18 protein-coding genes are annotated in these 21,758 nt (G+C 62.9%); 12 read left to right on the forward strand and 6 right to left on the reverse strand.

The features are described from left to right. Positions 1-40 precede the first annotated feature (40 nt). Both GIW28_RS03710 and GIW28_RS03715 read right to left on the reverse strand, forming a co-directional pair. Positions 41-652: a TetR/AcrR family transcriptional regulator gene (locus GIW28_RS03710; RefSeq protein ID WP_099547700.1), complete on the reverse strand. Its 612-nt coding sequence runs from the start codon at positions 650-652 to the stop codon at positions 41-43. 99 nt (positions 653-751) lie between these two features. Then, positions 752-2,506: a sigma-54-dependent Fis family transcriptional regulator gene (locus tag GIW28_RS03715; protein ID WP_236446999.1), complete on the reverse strand. Its 1,755-nt coding sequence runs from the start codon at positions 2,504-2,506 to the stop codon at positions 752-754. 270 nt (positions 2,507-2,776) lie between these two features. Here GIW28_RS03715 and GIW28_RS03720 point away from each other — a divergent pair, with 270 nt between their 5' ends. The 3 genes from GIW28_RS03720 to GIW28_RS03730 all read left to right on the forward strand — a co-directional run bounded on the left by GIW28_RS03720 (position 2,777) and on the right by GIW28_RS03730 (position 6,121). Next, complete coding sequence (locus tag GIW28_RS03720; RefSeq protein WP_236446998.1) at positions 2,777-4,252, forward strand: benzaldehyde dehydrogenase; 1,476 nt, start codon at positions 2,777-2,779, stop codon at positions 4,250-4,252. A gap of 73 nt (positions 4,253-4,325) precedes the next feature. Continuing rightward, positions 4,326-5,093 carry a coniferyl-alcohol dehydrogenase gene (locus GIW28_RS03725; protein WP_017139051.1) on the forward strand — a complete coding sequence of 256 codons (768 nt, stop codon included), beginning with the start codon at positions 4,326-4,328 and terminating at the stop codon, positions 5,091-5,093. An 80-nt stretch (positions 5,094-5,173) separates the two neighbouring features. After that, positions 5,174-6,121: a SphA family protein gene (locus tag GIW28_RS03730; protein ID WP_236446997.1), complete on the forward strand. Its 948-nt coding sequence runs from the start codon at positions 5,174-5,176 to the stop codon at positions 6,119-6,121. Here the strand turns inward: GIW28_RS03730 and mhpT are convergent. After that, positions 6,099-7,307 (reverse strand): 3-(3-hydroxy-phenyl)propionate transporter MhpT, encoded by a 1,209-nt coding sequence (gene mhpT, locus GIW28_RS03735; protein WP_176991977.1) that lies wholly within the window; start codon positions 7,305-7,307, stop codon positions 6,099-6,101. The two genes, GIW28_RS03730 and mhpT, sit on opposite strands and share 23 nt — an antisense overlap. Positions 7,308-7,613: 306 nt before the next feature. Here mhpT and GIW28_RS03740 point away from each other — a divergent pair, with 306 nt between their 5' ends. Next, positions 7,614-8,939, forward strand: coding sequence for an OprD family porin (locus GIW28_RS03740; RefSeq protein WP_176991976.1), 1,326 nt, complete (start codon positions 7,614-7,616; stop codon positions 8,937-8,939). A 5-nt stretch (positions 8,940-8,944) separates the two neighbouring features. Here the strand turns inward: GIW28_RS03740 and GIW28_RS03745 are convergent, their stop codons facing one another. Further along, entirely contained in the window at positions 8,945-9,433 is a 489-nt protein-coding gene (locus GIW28_RS03745) for a MarR family winged helix-turn-helix transcriptional regulator (protein ID WP_099547707.1), read from the reverse strand. Positions 9,434-9,646: 213 nt separating this feature from the next. Here GIW28_RS03745 and GIW28_RS03750 point away from each other — a divergent pair, with 213 nt between their 5' ends. From GIW28_RS03750 to GIW28_RS03775, 6 genes are all read left to right on the forward strand, one after another. After that, positions 9,647-10,477, forward strand: a complete 831-nt coding sequence (locus GIW28_RS03750) for a p-hydroxycinnamoyl CoA hydratase/lyase (protein WP_017139056.1) — start codon at positions 9,647-9,649, stop codon at positions 10,475-10,477. A 76-nt stretch (positions 10,478-10,553) separates the two neighbouring features. After that, the gene (locus GIW28_RS03755) at positions 10,554-12,002 is read left to right on the forward strand and encodes an aldehyde dehydrogenase (protein ID WP_099547708.1); all 1,449 of its coding nucleotides are present in this window, start codon (positions 10,554-10,556) and stop codon (positions 12,000-12,002) included. A 62-nt stretch (positions 12,003-12,064) separates the two neighbouring features. After that, on the forward strand, positions 12,065-13,939 hold the full coding sequence (locus tag GIW28_RS03760) for a feruloyl-CoA synthase (RefSeq protein ID WP_177034107.1): 1,875 nt from the start codon (positions 12,065-12,067) through the stop codon (positions 13,937-13,939). Further along, positions 13,936-15,171, forward strand: a complete 1,236-nt coding sequence (locus GIW28_RS03765; RefSeq protein WP_236446996.1) for a thiolase family protein — start codon at positions 13,936-13,938, stop codon at positions 15,169-15,171. The genes GIW28_RS03760 and GIW28_RS03765 overlap by 4 nt, the downstream gene beginning before the upstream one ends. A 34-nt stretch (positions 15,172-15,205) precedes the next feature. Then, positions 15,206-16,948 (forward strand): acyl-CoA dehydrogenase, encoded by a 1,743-nt coding sequence (locus GIW28_RS03770; protein ID WP_236446995.1) that lies wholly within the window; start codon positions 15,206-15,208, stop codon positions 16,946-16,948. Positions 16,949-17,003: 55 nt separating this feature from the next. Continuing rightward, positions 17,004-17,717, forward strand: coding sequence for a GntR family transcriptional regulator (locus tag GIW28_RS03775; protein ID WP_177034113.1), 714 nt, complete (start codon positions 17,004-17,006; stop codon positions 17,715-17,717). 6 nt (positions 17,718-17,723) lie between these two features. Here the strand turns inward: GIW28_RS03775 and GIW28_RS03780 are convergent, their stop codons facing one another. Both GIW28_RS03780 and GIW28_RS03785 read right to left on the reverse strand, forming a co-directional pair. After that, positions 17,724-18,674 (reverse strand): PDR/VanB family oxidoreductase, encoded by a 951-nt coding sequence (locus GIW28_RS03780; protein WP_170038653.1) that lies wholly within the window; start codon positions 18,672-18,674, stop codon positions 17,724-17,726. Positions 18,675-18,703: 29 nt separating this feature from the next. Further along, complete coding sequence (locus GIW28_RS03785) at positions 18,704-19,765, reverse strand: aromatic ring-hydroxylating oxygenase subunit alpha (protein WP_236446994.1); 1,062 nt, start codon at positions 19,763-19,765, stop codon at positions 18,704-18,706. Between the two features lie 434 nt (positions 19,766-20,199). Between GIW28_RS03785 and GIW28_RS03790 the strand changes: the two genes are divergently transcribed. After that, positions 20,200-20,868, forward strand: a complete 669-nt coding sequence (locus GIW28_RS03790; protein WP_170038649.1) for a GntR family transcriptional regulator — start codon at positions 20,200-20,202, stop codon at positions 20,866-20,868. A 76-nt stretch (positions 20,869-20,944) separates the two neighbouring features. After that, positions 20,945-21,754, forward strand: a complete 810-nt coding sequence (locus GIW28_RS03795; protein WP_236459068.1) for an ABC transporter substrate-binding protein — start codon at positions 20,945-20,947, stop codon at positions 21,752-21,754. Positions 21,755-21,758 lie beyond the last annotated feature (4 nt).

A 21,758-nucleotide genomic window follows, 5' to 3' on the forward strand; every position in this document is an offset into this window, starting at 1 on the left:
TGGCCCGGTGCGTGCGCGCCGGGCTCGACTCAGGAGGCAATCAGGCCTGCATGCCGTAAAACACCAGCTCGGTGATACGCCTGACCTGCAGGGAGTGCGCGTCGATATCCGGGTGTTCCTGGTTTACCAGCCTGAACAATTGCAGGTGCGAATAGTCGTTCAACAGGAACGCGGCCAATTCCACATCGAGTTGCGCGCGCAGCTTGCCGGCCCGTTGCAGTTCCCGCAGCAGTTCGCTGATTTCGGCCCTGAGCGCATCGTTCATGGCCCGGTAGCCTTCGGGCAGTCCATTGCTGCCGCCGAACAGGATCAGCGGCAGCAGTTCACGCCACAGGCTGGGGTGCATGACCTCCAGGGCATAGCCCGTGAGCAGGCGTTCCAGGTGGCAGAGCGCTTCGACCGGGTCGTCTATTTGGTGGATCAGGCTGCGGGTGTCGCTGATCGCGCGTTGATCGGCGTGGTGCAGGATCTCCAGGATGATTTCCTGCTTGTTGCCGAAGTACTTGAACACCGTCGGCGGCGACACTCCGGCCTGGCTGGCGATCTGTTCGATGGTGGTGTTCTGGAAACCCTGGCGCTCAAACAGTTCGACCGCAGCTTCACTGATAGCTTGCCGGCGCTCGGCTTTCTGACGTTCACGCAGTCCACTCACAGGAGATCCTTGTCACGAATAATAAAGAGGGGCGCGTGTCGGCCCCATACCCCTGCAAAATACTTAATTGGGTAAAGCTTTTAAAGCACTAATTGCCATTCAAGGAGTTTGCCGCCGGTGCTTCTTCATACGGTAAGCAAATTGAGCACGGCTGAGCCCCACGAGCCTGGCGGCCGCGGCCAGGTTGCCGGCGCTTTGTTGCAATGCTTCAGTGATCAGGCGCGATTCAAGGCCTTCAATGGAAACCCCCTGGTCCAACGGGTCGAGGGTATCCAGCAGCGTCGAGCGAGGCGCCTGCGCGGTATTTGACAGGCTGCCTTGGTCGTCGAGGCCATAGGGCTCGGCGGGCATCGGTTCGTTGCGAAACAGATGCACCAGGTCAATGGCCTGGCCTTCGTCGCTGGCGATCAGGCCGCGTTCGATGAGGTTTTGCAGCTCGCGCACATTGCCCGCGAAGTCGTAGCGCAGCAACGTCTTCAGGGCGCGCATGGTCAGGCCTGCCGGGGTCCGGGCGTAGTCCTGGCAGAAGCGCGTCAGGAACGCATTGATCAGTAGCGGGATGTCGTCCCGGCGTTCACGCAGCGGGGGCAGGGCGATGGGGTAAACGTTCAGCCGGTAGAACAGGTCTTCGCGAAAGCTTCCGTCTGCCACCGCTTTACGCAGGTCGATATTGGTGGCGGCCACCACGCGCACATCCACCTTGATCCCGCGCACCCCGCCGACCCGTTCGATTTCCCGTTCCTGCAAGGCTCGCAGCAACTTGCTTTGCCCGGGCAGGCTGAGGCTGGTGATTTCATCCAGGAACAGGGTGCCACCCTGGGCCCGTTCGAATCGCCCTGGGCGCGAGTGCGTAGCGCCGGTATAGGCGCCGCGTTCGACACCAAAGAGTTCGGCCTCCACCAGGTTATCCGGGATGGCGGCGCAATTGAGTGCCACAAACGGGTTGTCATGGCGACGACTGAGCTGGTGCAGCTGGCGCGCAAACATCTCTTTGCCCACACCGGACTCACCGCTGATCAGCACCGTCGCGGGCGTCAGTGCAACCCTTTGCAGCGCTTGCATCGCCGCGTTGAACGCGGCACTGGCGCCTACCAACGGTTGCGGCTGGCGGGTTCCGCCACTGCTGCCCACGGGGCCTGCGAGCGTGGGGGTGGCAGGGCCAGTGACGGCCTGGGACACATTCAGGTAGCGCAGGTCCTGTTCGACATCACCCCATTGCTCGGCCGTCTTGCCAATCACGCGGCAACGGCGATGGCCCATGCCACGGCATTCCACTTCGCGGAAAATCACCATTTGCCCGAAGAGGCCACTGACGAAGCCGATGGCGTAGCCGGTTTCGGTCCAGCACACCGGGTCCTGGCCGATGCCGTAGGCCCCCACATGTTCATCGGCTTCGCACGAGTGGTGCCAGAGAAATTCCCCTTCATAGAACCCCGAGTCGGCATCGAACTTGAAGTGCAGCGGTTCGACCTTGGTCATGCCTTCCAGGGTGTGCAGGTGTGTCCCGGCGCGAAACACCGCGGCGGCATCGGCCTGTGGCCAGCGCTCGCGGATCAAGCGCGCATCCCGTGCGCCGGAGGCATAACCGGTGCGGGTGAACAGGCCCCGGGCCTGGTCCAGTCCCAGGCGCTCGATGACCTCGGCGCGCAGGGCGCCGAACGACGAACTGTGCAGCAACAACATGCGTTGATCGTTGAGCCAGATGCGCCCGTCTTCAGGGGAAAAGAACAGGCAGTCGGCCAGTTCCGCAGTGGTGGGCGAGCTGCTGTCACTGAGTTGGCGACTGTCGCCTCGCGGAGGGTAGGGCGCGCTGGCCACCCGGTCGTCGGGCAGCGCGCTGTGGGGATTAGTCATTGTTATGCCCCTGCAAAGCGAGTGATCGATATGAGCAACTGCTCAGATAGTTATAAAACATAACCTTATCAATTGAACAAGTGGCTGAGCCCGGGTTTTTTGCGGGTCAACGCCCCAGGCGTGTGAGCGTTGCGCGGCAGGCCTCGACCCAGAGCCCTCGCCGGTTTATGTGCGCGCCGTTGCGTGCAAGCGGCACAGCCTTTGCTCAAGACTGGATGCGGCGTTTGCACCCTGTGCAGACGATGACAATTACAAGAACCGGAGTTGCCAATGCCAGTGTCTGAAACCACCCCCTTTCTACAGCGGGCCATCGCGTCCGAATGCCTGTTCAACGGCGACTGGATTCCCGTGTCGGGATCTGTGATTGACGTGATTGAACCCGCCACCGGCGAACCCCTGATGCGCTGCGCCATGGCCAACGCGGCCGACATCGCCATCGCCTGCCGCAGTGCGGCCCTGGCGCAGCCGGCCTGGGCTGCGTTGGGCCCACGGGAGCGCGCCGAGGTGTTTCACAAGGCGGCGGACCTGGCCCAGCGATCCTTCGCCGAGCTGGCGCTGTACGTCGCCCGGGAAACCGGGGGCGCGTTGTTCAAGGGCGAGCACGAAGTGCGTGAAGCGATTGTGCTGCTGCATCAGGCGGCGGGGCTGTTGTCCCAACCTCACGGGGTGGTGCTGCCCAGTGCAGCCGGCCGACTGTCCTATGCACGGCGCCAGCCCCACGGCGTGGTCGGGGTGATTTCACCGTTCAACTTTCCGCTGGTGCTGTCACTGCGCTCAGTGGCCCCGGCGCTGGCGGCAGGCAATGCAGTGGTGCTCAAGCCTGACCCGCAGACCCCGGTCAGTGGGGGTTTTCTCATTGCCCGGCTGTTTGAAGAGGCGGGCTTGCCCAAGGGCCTGCTGCAGGTGATGCCCGGCGCGGCGCCGGCGGGGGAAGCGCTGTGCCGCGATCCGAATGTGCGGATGATTGCGTTCACCGGGTCGACGGCGGCGGGGCGCAAAGTCGCTGAAGTGGCCGGGCGACACCTGAAAAAGGTTGCGCTGGAGCTGGGCGGGAAAAACCCGCTGATCATTCTTGAAGACGCCGACCTCGACCTGGCCGCGAGCAATGCAGCCTGGGGCGCCTGGCTGCATCAGGGGCAAATCTGCATGGCGACCGGGCTGATTCTCGTGCATCAATCCATCGCTGAAAGCCTCACCCGCAAGCTGGTGGACAAGGCCCGGACACTCACGGTGGGCAATGCCGCCCGGGGTGAAGCGGCGCTCGGCCCGTTGATCAACCAACGGCAATTGCTGCGCGTGCACGAGATCGTCAGTGACAGCCTGCAGGCCGGCGCACGGCTCGAGGCGGGCGGCGACTATGACCGGTTGTTCTACCAGCCCACCGTACTCAGTGGCGTACGTCCGGGCATGCGCGCCTTTGAGGAAGAGCTGTTCGGCCCGGTGGCCACGGTGGTCAGCTTTACCACCGACGAGGAAGCGATCGAACTGGCCAACCGCACGGAGTACGGCCTCTCGGCCGCCATCATCTCGCCGTCGGTTGGGCGCGCCATGGCCATCGGTGAGCGGCTGGACTGCGGCCTGCTGCACATCAACGACCAGACCGTGGCCGACGAATGCATCAACCCGTTCGGCGGGCGCGGTGCTTCCGGCAACGGCGGCAGCGTCGGCGGGCCGGCCGACTGGGACGAGTACAGCCAGTGGCAGTGGGTCACGCTGAAAAATACGCCGCCTGTCTATCCATTCTGAGCCATAGCCGTTCTGGGCGCTGGCTCATCGCTTTGTTACCCCCGTGCCTATACAAAAATAAGAGGGCTTGAACATGAACCTGTACAACAAAACCCTGATTGTCACCGGCGTCGCTTCAGGCATTGGCGCCGAACTGGCGCGGCTCGCGCGTTTCCAGGGGGCCACGGTGATCGGCGTGGATCGCCATGAACCGCAACTGACCCTGGATGGTTTCTTCCAGGCTGACCTGGGTGACCCTGTCAGCATTGATGCGCTGGTGGCGCGCCTGCCCGCGCGGGTCCACGGGCTGTGCAACATCGCTGGTGTGCCCGGTACGGCGCCCGTGCACGCGGTGGCCACGGTCAATTACCTGGGGCTGCGGCACCTGGCTCAATCGCTGCTGCCACGCATGCCGGCGGGCGGCAGCATCGTCAATGTCGCCTCGGTGCTTGGCGCGCAATGGCCGCAACGGCTGGAGCTGCACAAGGCGCTGGCCGCGATACCCAGCTTCGAGGCCGGGCAGCAGTGGCTGGCGGCCAATCCGGTGGAGCAGGGCAGCTGTTATCAATACTTCAAGGAGGCGCTGATCGTGTGGAGCTTCCAACAATCCCAGGGCTGGTTTCGCGATCACTCGGTGCGTATCAACTGCGTGGCGCCGGGGCCGGTGTTTACCCCGATTCTCGGCGATTTCGTCAGCATGCTCGGGCCGCAGCGGGTGGCCGAGGACAGCCAGCGCATGACCCGTCCAGCCCTGGCCGATGAGGTGGCGGCGGTGATTGCCTTCCTCTGCTCGGATGCTGCGCGCTGGGTCAACGGGGTCAATCTACCGGTGGATGGCGGTTTGGCCGCCACCTACGTGTAGGCCCTGCCACAGCAATAAATCCCGGTGCGGCCCCTCGTGCCGGGAGTCTTGAACAACAACAAAAATACAGGACATACAAGATGCTCAAGCCTATCTTGCGGACGGTTGCGGCCACGACATTTGTCGCACTGACATCGACTGCACATGCTTACGACCTGCCCGGACTCAACCTCGGCACCACCAGTTTCTACGACGGCTCGCCAGCGCCGGCCGGCCCCGGTTGGTACCTGGAGGAGTACCTGACCTACTCGCGGGCCAGCCGTTTCAATGATGCCAACGGCAACAAGCTGGCGCTGCCCAGGCAGGACCTGGAAGTGGTGGCGCCCACCACGCAGATCATCTACGTCGGCCAACCCCTGGCCAATGGCGCGATGCCCGGCTTCACCCTGATCAACACTTCCCTGGCCCGGGTGAATGTCGACGATGGGTTGAACAATGTGGCGCTGAGTTCCCGTGCTGGCTTCGGTGACCTGACTGTCGGTGCCTTCCTGCAACTGCCAACTCTGAATCGCGCCGATGGCAGCCCGCTGTTGACCCAGCGTGTCGAGGCTGATGTTTCGATCCCGGTGGGGGCCTATGACCGCCATCGCTCGATCAACCCCGGCAGCAACTTCTGGTCATTCAATCCGTATTACGCGGCGACGTACTGGTTCAGCCCGACATGGTCGGCGAGCGGGCGTTTCATGTACCTGTGGAATGGCAAGAATGATGATCCGCAGGCTGGCTTCGGGGATGTTTCCGATACCCAGGCCGGCCAGGCATTGCATGCCAACCTGACGCTGCAATATGCCTTGAGCCAGCAACTGAGCGTGGGGGTGAACGGCTATTGGTTGAAGCAGATCACCGACACCCAGGTCGATGGGCACGCCGTGAGCGGGCGCCGGGAAAAGGTCTGGGCCATTGGCCCAGGCCTGGTCTATGCGTTCAGCAAGGAGGAGGTGCTATCGGTAAACGCCTACTTTGAACAGCAGGCGCAGAACCGCACCGAGGGCAACAAACTGGTGCTCAACTGGCTGCATAAGTTCTAGTAGGCGCGGTACGCACCATCACGCTGATGATGGTCAGTGCGGCAATCACCACCCCGGGGGACGTCGCCAGCAGTACCCCCGCGGTGCCGGCGCCGGCAGCGAGGAGTTGCCCGGCCGCCAGCGGCCCGGCCACCGAACCCAGGCGGCCCACTGCCACGGCGGCCCCGACGCCGGTGGCACGCACCGAGGTGGGATACGAGGGCGGTGCCGAGGCGTACAGCACCAACTGCGCAGCCATCACGAACAAACCGGCGGCAAAGCCGGCAATGGCCATGGGCACGATGCCCACTGACAGCCCGACCCCGGCCAGGGCCGCCAGCAGCCCGGCGTACACAGACAGCACCACTTTGAGGGCATTACAGCGGTCCAGCAGCACGCCGCCGAGCAGCGACCCCAGGGCGCCGCCGATATTGAAGAGCATCTGCACCATGCCCGCCTGGGGTTTGCTGAAACCCTGTTCCAGCAACAGCGACGGCAGCCAGTTAAGCAGCATGTACATCACGGTCAGGGTGAAGAAGTAGCTGAGCCACAAGGCCAGCGTGGTGCGCGCGCGACCGTCGCCGAACAGCGCCTGGCCGGTGGAGGGGCGGGCGCCGTGCGTGTTGTCGAACTGTTGGCGAAAGGCGCTGGATTCAGGCAGCAGCAGGATCATCAGCGGCACGGCCAGCAAGGGCGCCAGGCCGCCGATAATAAACGTGGTCTGCCAGTGCTCACTGGAAAACATCGCCACCACCGCGGCCAATGCTCCCCCCAGCGGCACCCCGCAGTACATCACGCTGATGGCCGTGCCACGGTTGCGTTCGCTCACCGCTTCGGCGCACAGCGCGATCAGGTTGGGCAACGCGGCGCCCAGCCCCAGGCCGGTGAGAAAGCGCACCAGCAACAAGCTTGAGTAGCTCTCGACAAATGCGGTGCTCAGTGAAAACAACCCGAACAGCAGCACGGCGCTGACCAGGATTTTCTTGCGCCCGATCCGGTCGGCAACCCAGCCCCCGAAGAACGCCCCCGGCAGCAGGCCGATGATGCCGACGCTGAACACCCAGCCGAGCATCTTCGGATCCAGGGCGAAGGTTTGACGTAACCCAGCGGCGGCGGTGCCGGCGGCTTGCAGATCGAACCCTTCGATCAGCGCAACGATAAAGCACAACGCAATAGTCAGCGTCGAACGACGCGATGGACTGTCCATGGCAAACCTCATTGTTGTTTTTGTTGTGGTGGCGAGCTTGAGTGGCTGCTAAGGATTAAGATAACAAATATAACTAAAAAATGAATCGTGGAATAAAATCAGTAAAAAAACAGAATAAAGTCATTAAATTCAATTGATTGAGATATTTGTTTGTTCATGGATAAAAAATAGATAGCTTTATTAATGTTCGATTATCGGTCAGTTACGGTTGACGAGTACCGTCGGCTGTTTCCATTCTTGGTTTGCGAGGCTCACAGGGCCGCGCGTGCGCCAACCCAATAACAACAACAAAAATGGACATCGAACATGCCAGAACTCCCTATGGAGGACGCCGTTGCAGCGGCGTCCGTCTCCTGTGTGTCGAACAACACTCCACGCCGGCTGATGGCATTGTTGGCCTTGAGCGTGCTGCCCGGTTCGCTGTGGGCTGCAGGCTTTATCGACGACAGCCACGGCACCCTGACCTTGCGCAATTACTACCTGGACCGCGACTACAAGGATGACGGTGCGAAGACCGCCGCACGGGAATGGGCACAGGCGTTCATCCTCAACCTGGAATCGGGTTACACCCCTGGCCCGGTCGGCTTTGGCCTGGATGTACGCGGGTTGATGGGGGTCAAGCTCGACTCTTCGCCGGACCGCAGCGGTACCGAGTTGTTGCCGGTGTCGGCCAGCGACAAGCGCGCCGCCGACGACTACTCGCGCCTGGCCCCAACCGCCAAACTGCGGTTCGCCCAAACCACGGTCAAGGCCGGCGATGTGTCGATCTTCCTGCCGTTTGCCTTTGCCAGTCCGTCGCGGCTGCTGCCGCAAACGTTTCGCGGCACCACGTTGAGCTCCAAGGACATCGATGGCCTGACCCTCAACACGGGCTATATCGACCGCATCAACAAGCGCGACTCCACCGACTACCAGGCCATGACCATCGCCTCACCCAACCGGCGCTTCAACGCCACCGCCACCACCTCGCACCTGGCTTATGTGGGCGGTGATTACCAGGTCAACAAAGACCTCAGCCTGCGGGTCTATCACTCGCAGATCGCGGACCTCTATCAGCAGGACACTCTGGCGCTGCTGCACAACCTGCCGGTGGGTGATGGCGTGCTCACCAGCGACCTGCGCAGTTTTTTCAGCCGTGAGGATGGCAGTGCCAAGGCGGGCAAGGTGGATAACCGCAACCTCTCGGCGTTGTTTGGCTACCGCCTGGGCGGCCATCGCGTCAGCCTTGGCTACATGCACTCAAGCGGGGAGACGGCCACGCCCTATATCTCGGGAACGGAGTTGATGGGCATGAGCGAACTGACCATGAGCTCGGACTTTCTCAACGCCAAGGAGCGCACCTGGCAAGCCATCTACGACTATGACTTCGCGGCATCGGGTGTGCCGGGGCTCAAGACTCGGCTGCGCTATGTGCGTGGCGACCACATCGAACTGGCCGCTTTGAACGCCGAGGATCGCAAGGAGCGCGAGTTCCAGATGGAACTGGGGTATGTGATTCAGAGCGGCCCGCTGAAGAACGTCGGGTTCATGGCGCGCAAGTCGATCTACCGCAATGACTTCCCGAGCGGCGCGGCCTTTCGCGATGAAAACCAGACCCGTTTCCTGGTGCTCTACACCGTGGCGCTCTGGTAGGCCGATCAGTCCTGGTAGACCTTCTTCAGCAAGCGCAGCAGCTCTTCACGTTCCTGGCCGTCGAGGGCGGCCGTGGCGTCGAGGTCACTCTGGGCGGCGATCGCCTTGAGTTCCTTGAGCAGGGTTTCGCCGCTCTTGCTGAGGAAGATCCCGTAGGAGCGCTTGTCCGGTTTGCAGCGTACCCGCACGGCCAGAGCGCGGCTTTCCAGCTTGTTCAGCAATGGCACCACCTGGGGCGGCTCGATGGCCAGGGCGCGAGCCAGGTCGGCCTGCATCAGCCCGGGGTGCTGCTCGATGATCGCCAGGGCCGAGAACTGCGCCGGGCGCAGGTCGTGGTCCGATAACCGGCCGATCAGGTTCTGGAACAGCTTGAGCTGGGCGCGGCGCATGGCGTAACCGATCAGATCGTCCAGGGCTGAATCCAGCGGCGGCCGTACCTCGTCGTTGTCGGGCAGGGCCTGGCTGGCGGTGGCGATGGTGGAAGGCTTGGCCATTGGCAGTGCAATCCTCAGAAGGTGCAGGTTAATAAGAGTATCTAGTTTGCCGGTGTTGGCGCGCTATGGCTATGCCGGGTTTTGAAAGCGCCTGCACCGCGCGGGTTTTAAGCAGGAAAAATATTGGTTATTCAGATTAATAGTTAATTGACATAACTATATTTGCGGTTTAATTTCGAATCATCTTCACACCCAGAACAAGAGCGTACCGCCATGAGCAATTACGAAGGCCGTTGGACCACAGTCAAGGTTGAGATCGAAGAAGGCATCGCCTGGGTCATTCTCAATCGTCCGGAAAAACGCAACGCCATGAGTCCGACCCTGAACCGGGAAATGATCGACGTCCTGGAAACCCTCGAGCAGGATCCTGCCGCCGGCGTGCTGGTCCTCACCGGTGCGGGCGAAGCCTGGACGGCGGGCATGGACCTCAAGGAATACTTCCGCGAAGTGGATGCCGGCCCGGAAATCCTCCAGGAAAAAATCCGCCGCGAAGCCTCGCAATGGCAATGGAAACTGCTGCGCATGTACGCCAAACCGACCATCGCCATGGTCAATGGCTGGTGCTTCGGCGGTGGCTTCAGCCCGCTGGTGGCGTGCGACCTGGCGATCTGCGCCGACGAAGCGACCTTCGGCCTCTCGGAAATCAACTGGGGCATCCCGCCGGGCAACCTGGTGAGCAAGGCCATGGCCGACACCGTGGGCCATCGTCAATCGCTGTACTACATCATGACCGGCAAGACCTTTGGCGGGCAGAAAGCCGCGCAAATGGGCCTGGTCAACGAAAGCGTGCCCCTGGCTCAACTGCGCGAAGTGACCATCGAACTGGCGCGCAACCTGCTGGAGAAAAACCCGGTGGTGCTGCGTGCCGCCAAGCATGGCTTCAAGCGCTGCCGTGAACTGACCTGGGAGCAGAACGAGGATTACCTCTACGCCAAGCTCGATCAGTCGCGCCTGCTCGACACCGAAGGCGGTCGCGAGCAGGGCATGAAACAGTTCCTCGACGACAAGAGCATCAAGCCTGGCTTGCAGGCCTATAAACGCTGAAGGGCGCGGCCGCCTGGCCGCGCCGTTGTACCCTGCTTGAACGTATTCCCGATAAAGACAATAAAGAGGAATCACCATGCTGGACGTGCCCCTGTTGATCGGCGGCCAGTCGTGCCCCGCCCGTGACGGTCGAACCTTCGAACGTCGCAACCCAGTGACCGGTGAAGTGGTCTCGCGGGTGGCTGCGGCGACCCTGGAAGATGCCGACGCCGCGGTCGCCGCCGCCCACGCCGCGTTCCCCGCGTGGGCGGCGCTGGCGCCCAACGAACGCCGCACCCGCTTGCTCAACGCTGCCGAGCAATTGCAGGCGCGCAGCAGCGAATTCATCGCCGCCGCCGGCGAGACCGGCGCCATGGCGAACTGGTATGGCTTCAACGTGCGTCTGGCGGCCAATATGCTGCGCGAAGCGGCGTCGATGACCACCCAGATTACGGGGGAAGTGATCCCCTCCGATGTTCCCGGCAGTTTCGCCATGGCCTTGCGTCAACCGTGCGGTGTGGTGCTGGGCATCGCGCCGTGGAACGCTCCGGTGATCCTCGCCACGCGCGCCATCGCCATGCCGCTTGCCTGCGGAAACACCGTGGTGCTCAAGGCCTCGGAGCTGAGCCCGGCAGTGCACCGCCTGATCGGCCAGGTATTGCAGGACGCCGGCCTGGGCGATGGCGTGGTCAACGTCATCAGCAATGCCCCGGCGGATGCCGCCGCGATTGTCGAGCGGTTGATCGCCAACCCGGCCGTGCGGCGGGTCAACTTCACCGGCTCGACCCATGTCGGGCGGATTGTCGGCGAGCTCTCGGCGCGTCACCTCAAGCCGGCGTTGCTGGAGTTGGGTGGCAAGGCGCCGTTGCTGGTGCTCGACGATGCCGATCTTGACGCGGCTGTGGCGGCGGCGGCCTTTGGCGCCTATTTCAACCAGGGCCAGATTTGCATGTCCACCGAACGCCTGATTGTCGATGCCAGGGTCGCCGATGCGTTCACCGCCAAGCTGGCGGCCAAGGTCGCGACCCTGCGTGCGGGTGACCCTGCTGCGGCGGATTCGGTACTCGGTTCCCTGGTGGACGCCAGCGCCGGCACACGCATCAAGGCCCTGATCGACGATGCCCTGGCCAAGGGCGCGCGACTGGTGATAGGCGGCCAGCTCGAGGGCAGCATCCTGCAGCCGACCCTGATCGATGGCGTCACCGAACACATGCGCTTGTACCGCGAAGAGTCCTTTGGCCCGGTGGCCGTCCTGCTGCGCGGAGACGGTGATGAAGCCTTGTTGCGCCTGGCCAACGATTCCGAGTTCGGCCTGTCGGCGGCGATCTTCAGTCGCGACACCGGGCGCGCGCTGGCACTGGCGCAGCGGGTCGAGTCGGGTATTTGCCATATCAACGGCCCGACCGTGCATGACGAAGCGCAGATGCCGTTTGGTGGAGTCAAGTCCAGTGGGTACGGCAGCTTTGGTGGCAAGGCGTCCATTGAGCACTTCACGCAATTGCGCTGGGTGACCTTGCAGAACGGGCCACGGCATTACCCGATCTGAGCAGTTGCTGCGACATAACAATAACAAGGCGGCTGTGATCCGCCTTGCTGGAGGACATCCTTGTGAGTTCCGAATTCCGACCGCAACCCCAGCCCGCACCGCGATACCGCGAGGTCTCCATCGGCCACGCACCGGTGGCGGTCACTGAAGAACACGGCGTGTTGCACATGCGCTCCCTGGAACCCCTGGCCGAGTTGCCGGCGCGCCTGCTCGATCGCCTGGTGCATTGGGCTCGGGTACGGCCCGAGCAGACGTTTATCGCGGCACGCCAGGCCGGTGGGGATTGGCGCCGTGTCAGCTACCGCGAAATGCTCGACAGCGTGCGCGCAATTGCCCAGGGCCTGCTCAGCTACGGGCTGTCGGCGCACAAGCCGCTGGCCTTGCTGTCCGGCAACGACATTGAGCATTTGCAGGTCGCCCTCGGCGCCATGTACGCCGGTATTCCGTACTGCCCGGTCTCGCCGGCGTACGCGTTGTTGTCCCAGGATTTCGCCAAGCTACGGCATGTCTGTGACCTGCTGCAACCCGGGCTGGTGTTCGTCAGCGATGCGGCGGCCTACCAGCGTGCGATCGAGGCCGTATTGCCGGCCGAAACCCCGTTGATCTGCGTGCGCGGCCAAGTGCCCGGGCGCAGCCAGATAAGCTTCGCCAGCCTGTTGCACACGCCGGGGGGCGCTGAGGCCGAGCAGGCCTTCAATGCCACCGGTCCCGACAGCATTGCCAAGTTTCTCTTCACCTCGGGCTCGACCAAATTGCCCAAGGCCGTGATCACCACCCAGCGCATGCTCTGCGCCAACCAGCAGATGCTGCTGCAGACGTTTCCGGTGTTCGGTGAGGAACCTCCGGTGCTGGTGGACTGGCTGCCGTGGAATCACACCTTTGGCGGCAGCCACAACGTCGGCATTGTGCTCTACAACGGTGGCACCTTTTATCTGGACGACGGCAAGCCCACGGTCCAGGGTTTTGCCCAGACCTTGCGCAACCTCAAGGAAATTTCGCCCACGGCTTACCTGACGGTCCCCAAGGGCTGGGAAGAGCTGGTCAACGCCCTGGAACAGGACGCCGAGTTGCGCGAGCGTTTTTTTGCGCGGATGAAACTGTTCTTCTTCGCCGCCGCCGGCCTGTCCCAAAGTATCTGGGATCGCCTCGACCGCGTAGCCGAACAGCACTGCGGTGAGCGCATCCGCATGATGGCCGGGCTGGGCATGACCGAAGCCGCGCCGTCCTGCACCTTCACTACCGGGCCGTTGTCCATGGCCGGCTATATCGGTTTGCCCGCGCCGGGCTGCGAGGTGCGCCTGGTGCCGGTGGACGGCAAGTTCGAAGGGCGCTTTCGCGGGCCGCATATCATGCCGGGTTACTGGCGAGCGCCCCAGCAAACCGCCGAGGTGTTCGATGAGCAGGGGTTCTACTGTTCAGGAGACGCGATCAAGCTCGCCGACCCTCGGCAGCCGCAACTGGGCCTGATGTTCGATGGGCGAATTGCCGAGGATTTCAAGCTCTCTTCCGGGGTGTTTGTCAGCGTGGGTCCGTTGCGCAATCGCGCGGTGCTCGACGGCTCGCCCTATGTGCAGGACCTGGTGATTGCCGCGCCCGATCGCGAGTGCCTCGGAGCACTGGTGTTCCCCAGGCTCTACGAATGCCGTCGGTTGGCGGGCCTGGACGCCGCCGCCAGCGACGCCGACGTGCTGGCCAGCGCGCCGGTGCGCCAGTGGTTCGGCGACTGGTTGCAGCGCCTCAATCGCGAGGCCACTGGCAATGCCAGTCGCCTGGAATGGATTGCCTTGCTCGACGAGCCGGCGTCCATTGACCGTGGGGAAATCACCGACAAAGGTTCGATCAACCAGCGCGCCGTGCTGCAATGGCGCGCGGCCAAGGTCGAGGCGTTGTATCGCGGCGAAGAGGCCACGATCCTGCGCGCCGAGCCGAAACCTTGAGCGGGCAGTATTCGGCATTTGCCGATGTGGCAATTCTCGAGGCCGTGCGCACCCCCTGGATTGACCTGGGTGGAGCACTGTCTCAGGTCTCACCCATCGACCTGGGGATCAAGGTAGGCCGTGAGGTACTGGCCCGGGCGGGTATTGAACCGCAGGCAGTGGACAGCGTTCTGGCCGGCTCCATGGCCCAGGCCAGTTTCGATGCCTACTTGCTGCCACGGCATATCGGCTTGTACAGCGGGGTGGCGCAAGCGGTCCCGGCACTGGGGGTGCAGCGCATCTGCGCCACCGGTTTCGAACTGTTGCGCCAGGCTGCCGGGCAACTGCGGGACGGCGTGCAACTGGCCTTGTGTGTGGCCAGTGAATCCATGTCGCGCAACCCCATCGCGGCTTACACCCACAGGGGCGGGTTTCGTCTTGGCGGCGAGGTCCAGTTCAAGGATTTTCTGTGGGAGGCCTTGTACGACCCGGCCCCGGGCCTGGACATGATCGCCACGGCCGACAACCTGGCGCGCCGTTATGGTCTGGGCCGCGAGGCGGTGGACCGCTACGCCTGCGCCAGCCACCAGCGAGCGTTGCAGGCGCAGCGTGACGGCGCTTGGGTTGACGAGGTGGTGGCGGTCGATAACCAGCTATTCGAGCTTGAGGGATACCAGCCCAGAGGCATCAGCCTGGCGCGTCGGACCGCTGCCGTCAGCGAGGACAGCCACCCTCGGCCCACCGACCTTGCGAGCTTGAAACGCTTGCGCGCCGTGCATCCCGGCGGCGTGCAAACCGCCGGCAACAGTTGTGCCGTGGTGGATGGCGCGGCGGCGGCGTTGGTGGGCCGCGCCTCGGCCTGCATGCGGCCGGCCCTGGCGCGGTTGCTGGCCAGCGCGGTGGTCGGCGTGGCCCCCGAGTTCATGGGCATCGGCCCGGCACCGGCGATTCGTCTGCTGCTGCAACGCAGCGGGTTGAATCTGGATGACATCGGCCGCTTCGAGATCAACGAAGCCCAGGCCGCCCAAGTGCTGGCGGTGGCCCATGAACTTGAGCTGGACAGCGCCCGCCTCAACGTCCAGGGCGGTTCGCTGGCACTGGGGCATCCACTGGCTGCCACTGGCCTGCGCCTGGTCATGTCCCTGGCCCGACAACTGCGTCAGCACAACCTGCGCTACGGGATTGCCGCGGCGTGTGTGGGCGGCGGGCAGGGCATGGCGCTGCTGATCGAGAACCCTGCTTTTCGCGCTTGAGTACGTGATTCTTTTTAGTTGATGAGGTGTCCCGATGTGGAGCTATGAGGCGCCCCTGCGCGATATGCAGTTTGTCCTCGAACACTGGTTGCAGGCGCCCGACAGCTGGCGACGCAACCCGGCGTTCGAGGCCCTCGACCTGCCGCTGGCATTTCAAGTATTGGAGGAGGCGGCACGCTTCAGCCAGGGCGTGCTGGCGCCGTTGAACAGCCGCGGTGATCGCCAGGGCTGCCGCTGGCAGGCGGGCCAGGTCAGCACCCCGGACGGCTTCGTCGAGGCCTATCGTGCTTACGTCGAGGGTGGTTGGCCGGCGCTGGCGTGCGCCGAAGAGCTGGGCGGGCAGGGCCTGCCGCAACTGCTTGATGCGGCGCTGCAAGAAATGCTCTACGCCAGTAACCATGCCTGGGCCATGTACACCGGGATCGCCCACGGCGCCTACCTGTGCCTCAAGACTCACGCCGCCCCTTGGCTGCAGGCACGCTACTTGCCGGAGATTGTCAGTGGCCAGGCGTTGCCCACCATGTGCCTGACTGAGTCCCAGGCTGGCAGCGATGTCGGTTTGCTGCGCTGTCGCGCTGAACCCCAGGCGGATGGCAGCTATCGCTTGAGCGGCAGCAAGCTGTTTATCTCCGGCGGTGAGCATGACCTCACGGCCAATATTCTGCACCTGGTGCTGGCGCGCCTGCCCGATGCGCCGCCGGGCAGTCGCGGCATTTCACTGTTCCTGGTACCCAAGCAGCTGGACGATGGCCGGGCCAATGGTGTGCATTGCGACGGTATCGAACACAAGATGGGCATCAGGGGCAGCGCCACCTGCTCCCTGGTATTCAACGCCGCCCAAGGCTGGCTGATCGGTGATGCCAATCAGGGCCTGGCGGCGATGTTCGTGATGATGAATTCGGCGCGCCTGCATGTCGGCCTGCAAGGTCTGGGGCATGTCGAGGCGGCTTGGCAAAATGCCCGGCAGTACGCTGCCGAGCGTGTGCAGATGCGTGCACCGTCAAGGCCCGAAGACGTGGCGGCCCAGGCCGCTGACCCGATCCGTTATCACCCGGCCATGCGCCGCGTGTTGCTGGAGCTGCGCACCACCAGCGAGGGCATGCGCGCCATCGGCTATTGGGCGGCGCACCTGCTGGATCAAGCCGAGCATGGCCAGGATTCGTCGGCCGCCCGGTTGGCGCCTTTGCTGACGCCCATCATCAAGGCGTTTTTCACCGAGCAGGGCTTTCGTCAGGCGAGCAATGCGCTGCAGGTATTCGGCGGTTACGGCTATGTCACCGAGTTCGCCATCGAGCAAACCCTGCGGGACAGCCGCATCGCGATGATCTACGAGGGCAGTAACGAGATCCAGGCCAATGACCTGTTGCTGCGCAAAGTGCTGGGGGATGAAGGTCGAGCCTTTGGCCTGCTGCTGGCCGAGTTGCGTGCCGAGGCCGGGCAGGGCGTGCAATATGTCGAGTGCGCAGGGTTCTCCCGCGCATTAGGCAGCCTGTGCGACGCGCTGGCCAGTGTGGTGAGCGCCATGCATGAACGCGCGCAGGAAGACAGTGAATACCCCTATCGGGCCGCGCCGGATTTCCTCCAGCTCTGTGGCGTGGCGTTGCTGGCCTTTGCCTGGGCGCGGGCTGCGCGGGTCTCCAGGGCATTGCCCGAAGACGATCCATTGCGTGCCGCCAAGCTGCAAAGCGCCGGGTTCTTTTTCGATTACCTGCCGTCGCGGCTGGCGCAACACCTGGGTGCCATAGAGGGGGCGCGCGCCGCGCTGGCGTTCGTCTGACGGGATCGGATGCTTGCGGTACTATGGCAGGCCACGTTTTCTGGAAGTTGCCTGGATGAGTAAGCCCGGTCAATTGGTGCTGGTTGCACTGCGCAAGATGATTGCCAGCGGGGAGTTGGTGGCGGGGGAGCGCCTGATGGAAACCCCTACGGCGCAACGCTTTGGTGTGTCGCGCATGCCGGTGCGCATGGCATTTCGTACCCTGGAGCAGGAAGGGCTGCTGGTGCCGTTTGGCGGGCGCGGCTATCAGGTGCGGTCGGTCAGCGCCAGCGACATTGCCGGCGCCGTCGAAGTGCGCGGTGTGCTGGAAGGCCTGGCTGCACGGCAAGCCGCCGAGCAGGGTCTTTCCGACGCGGCGCGTGCGGCGCTGGAGCGCTGCCTGGTGGAAGGCGACCAACTGTTCGAGAAAGGCTACGTGACCGAAGATGACCTCGAGGTTTACCACGACCTGAACATGCGCTTTCACCAGGTCATTGTGGAGGGCAGCCACAACCCCGCGATCACGGATGCGCTGGCACGCAATGATCACCTGCCCTTCGCATCGGTGACCGCGCTGGCGGTGGATCGTGAGGACATGGCTCGTGAATACCGACGCTTCAACTATGCCCACATGCAGCATCACTCGGTGTTCGATGCCCTGGTCAATCGCCAGGGCGCGCGCGCCGAAGCCATCATGCGCGAACACGCCAATGCGACATTGCGTTATGCCGAGATCTTCAGTTCAACCACCGCCGACGCGCGCATGAAGGTGATTTTGCCCGCGTCGTGACACGGTTCAGATGTCCAGCACCAGCAGTGGCGTTTTCGAGCGTGAGCAGCAGGGCGTGAACTGGTCATTCAGCGCCTGTTCCTGCTCGGTGAGGAACAGGTCGCGGTGCTCCGGGATGCCGTCCAGCACACGGGTCAGGCAGGTGCCACAGATCCCTTGTTCGCAGGACACGGCAATCTCGATGCCTTGGCTTTCCAGGACCTGGACCACGGTTTTGTCGGCGGGGATCGTGAAGACCTGGCCGCTGCTACCGAGCTTCACCGAAAAGCTCCCGTCGAGGCTGTTGTCCACTGGCGCCGCCGAGAAGTACTCGCGATGCAGGCAGTCCTCCTGCCAGCCCTGTGCCCGTGCGCTGTCGAGCACGTGTTGCATGAAGCCGCCGGGGCCGCAGACATACAAGTGCACATCGTCTGCGGGCGCAGCCAACACCTCGGCAGTCTTGAGGGCCGTGTGGGGCTGCTCATCGAAATGCAGGAACACGCGCTCGGCAAACGGTGACGCCTTGAGCCGCTGTACAAACGCAGCACGCTCACTGGCGCGAGCACAATAATGCAGGTCGAAGTCCGCACCTGCATGGGCCAGGCGCTCGGCCATGCACAGGATCGGGGTGATGCCGATGCCGCCGGCGAACAGCAGGCTGCGTCGCGCTTCATGGGCCAGGGGGAATAGATTGCGTGGTTCGCTGATCGTCAGGTGGGCGCCCTCGTGTACCTGCTCGTGCAAGCTGCGCGAGCCGCCGCGAGAAGCCGGGTCGTTGAGTACGCCGATCAGATAGCGATGACGCTCCTCGGGGTGATTGCACAGCGAATACTGGCGCACCAGCCCGTCCGGCAGATGCACGTCAATGTGCGCGCCGGCACTGAAGGCGGGCAGCGGCTGGCCATCGACCCTGGCCAGTTCATAGCTGCAAATGTCCTGGGCTTCGTTAATACGGGATACCACCACCACATCGATCATGTTCGCTCCTCGCAGTGTTGTCGCGCCGTTCAGGCGGTGGTGGTCGTGATCAGTTGTGGTTCGAGGGTGCGTTCCTTGGCGATTAGTCGCTCCAGGATTTTGCGCGACTGCACGCCGCCGGCATCGATATTCAACTTGAGCAGGTTGCGTTGCGGGTGGGCCAGCAGGTTCTGCTGCTGACGTTCGAGCATCTCCAGGTCTTCGCTGAAAATCTTCCCTTGGCCTTCGCGAATGCTGGCGGTCAGCGCCTCATCGTGAGGGTTGAAGTTGCGCGCCATGCCCCAGAAATACCAGATCGACGTCTCGGTTTGCGGGGTGATGAAGTCGACCACGATGCTTGCCGCCTTGTGTTCGGGCGCTGCGTGGTAGCCGCCCTTGCCGGCGTGGGCCACGCCGACTTCGATCAGCACATGGCTGGGCGGGGTGAAGCGACAGATCTGCCAGCGGTCCACCGGCACATCGTCGGCGAGGTTGTTGCCGCGCAGGGCCATGCGCCAGAACGGCGGAGCCATGATGTTTTCCATGTGCCGGGCGGTGACGACTTCGTCGCCTTCAACCGTGGTGACGGGAGGCGCTTCATCGATTTCCTTTTGGCCGATGCTGGAAGCGTGGACGTAGGTTTCGTGGGTCAGGTCCATCAGGTTGTCGATCATCAGGCGGTAATCGCACTGGATGTCAAACAGCCCGCCGCCGTACGCCCACTGGTCACTCACTGCCCACTCCAGGTGATGAATCAGCGCCGGGTCGGCAAGGGTCTGATCGCCGGGCCATACCCAGATAAAACCATAGCGTTCAACCGCGGCAAAGGTCCTGTTGCACGGAAAACCACGCACCCGCTGCCCGGGCATTTCGACGGTCTTACCGTCGGCCCCCATGACCAGGCCGTGATAGCCGCACACCAGGTTGCCATTTTCGACATAACCCAGTGAAAGCGGTGCGCCGCGATGGGGGCAGAAGTCTTCGACGGCTACGACGCTGCCTTGCGAGCCACGATAAAACACCATTTTTTCACCGCAGATCTGCCGACCCAGGGGTTTTTGGGCGATTTCATCGGGTGTGCAGGCGACGTACCAAGTGTTTTTGGGGTACATGGCAACTCTCTGGCTGGTTAATTATTTTTGTTTAATGGATCCATTAAATTTCCAGAGCTGCTATGAGTCAATATATATGGCAGTTATTTTGGGGTTATTATGGGCGATTATCGATCAATGGGTTTTTACTGGATCCATTGAGTGGGCGACGTTTGGTGCGCTGATGGCAAAGAAAGGCCTGCCAAAAAATACCCTGTCTAGATCATCGGGCGTAGCCAAGCCCTTCACCGGACATCCGCTACTTTTTTGCGCAGAAATGGGAAGTTGCTGCGTCATTTGGTAGCAAATCGCTTTACCCGCTTTGCGCAATTTCCCCCACCCGAACGGAAGACTTCATTTAAATCAATGACTAATGTTCTGCGGCAGGTGTTGGCACGCGTTATGCTTTTTTGTATTCGTGGATAATTGGATACAAAAATACAAAGAGGCCGCCAATGCAATTTGCTCCCGCTCACGTTGACCGCCAGCCCCTCACTGCCGAGGAGGAGGCCTACAACTTCCTGCTCGACGCCATCTGCGGCGGTCGTTTCCGCAAGGGCGATCGCCTGATCGCCGAGGATATCGCCGGCGAGATCGGCATGAGCCGCATGCCGGTGCGTGAGGCCTTCCGCCGCCTGGATGCCCAGGGCCTGGTGACGCTGCGGCCCAATCGCGGTGCCATCGTCAGCGGCCTGGATATCGCTGAGCTGTACGAAGTGTTCGAGATGCGCAGCGCACTGGAAGGCCTGGCGGTGCGCGTCGCGGTCAGCCGCATCGGTGAGCGCCAGTTGGCGGCTCTGGAGCGGCTGCTGGACGAGATGGATGACTACCGCGACGAGAGCGCCGCGTGGGTCCGTTGCCACCGTGCCTTTCACGAATACCTGTGCGGGCTCAGCGGCCGGCCACGCTTGCTCAAGCAGATTTCGGCGTTGTATTCGCTGGTGGAAGCGCCCATGCGCTTGTGGCTGCAGCACAGCGAAAAACCCCTCGGTGCGCGCCAGGAACACGCCGTAATCCTCGACGCGATTCGCGCCGGTGACGCCGCCGGTGCCGAAGCTGTGGTACGCGAACACATCGAAAGCACCGTGCCGCTGCTGATTCAATTTCTGCAATTGGAAAAATAAAAGAGGCGGGCCCCAACCCGCCCATGTTTAGACGTTGATTCCTGCCCCGTTATTTAACGAAGTGGAGTGTCTGGTCATGCATAAACAACACCGCGCCTTGCTGGTGGCTGTCACCCTGGGTCTCTGTACACAATGGGCCTGCGCCGCAGTCCAGGTGCCTGAACGCCTGAAGAGCCTCGACAAACTCACCTATTGCTCGGGGATGGATTCACCGCCCCTGGTGTCCTTCGACGAATCCCAGAAACCGCGTGGGCTCACCGTCGACCTGGGCCTGGAAATCGCCAAGCGCCTGGGCAATAAAACCGTGCAATGGCGGGTCATTCCGTTTTCCGGCCTGGTGCCGGCGCTGCTTGCCCAGCAGTGCGACATGATCTTCGACCAACTGTTCGACAAACCCGAGCGGCGCCAGGTGATCGACATCGTCAACTACATGTACTCCAGCCAGTCGGTGGTGGTGCCCAAGGGCAACCCCAAAGGCATCAAGACCCTGGATGACCTGTCGACGCGCAAGGTGGCGGTGCTCAACGGCTCTACCATCAAGACCCTGCTCGACACCCAGAACGAGAGCCTCGCCAAGGCCGGCAAGCCACCGATGAAACTGGTGGTCTACAACACTGACACCGATGCGTTCCAGGCGCTGCGCATCAGCCAGGTTGACGCCTATGGCACCACCGTGGAAACCGCCGGTTACTACGCGGCGATGGCCCCGGAGCTGTTTCAGGAAGGGGTGCCTGCGTTCAGCCGCATCCTCACCGGCCTGGGCATGCGCAAGGACGACCCGCAACTGACCGCCGCCGTGCAGCAGATCATCAGCGACATGCGCAGCGACGGCAGCTATGTGCAATTGCTCAACAAATGGCATGTCAGCAGCGACACACTCGACTGAGGTT

The organism is Pseudomonas sp. PA-5-4B, from assembly GCF_021606215.1.
Lineage (GTDB): Bacteria > Pseudomonadota > Gammaproteobacteria > Pseudomonadales > Pseudomonadaceae > Aquipseudomonas > Aquipseudomonas edaphica.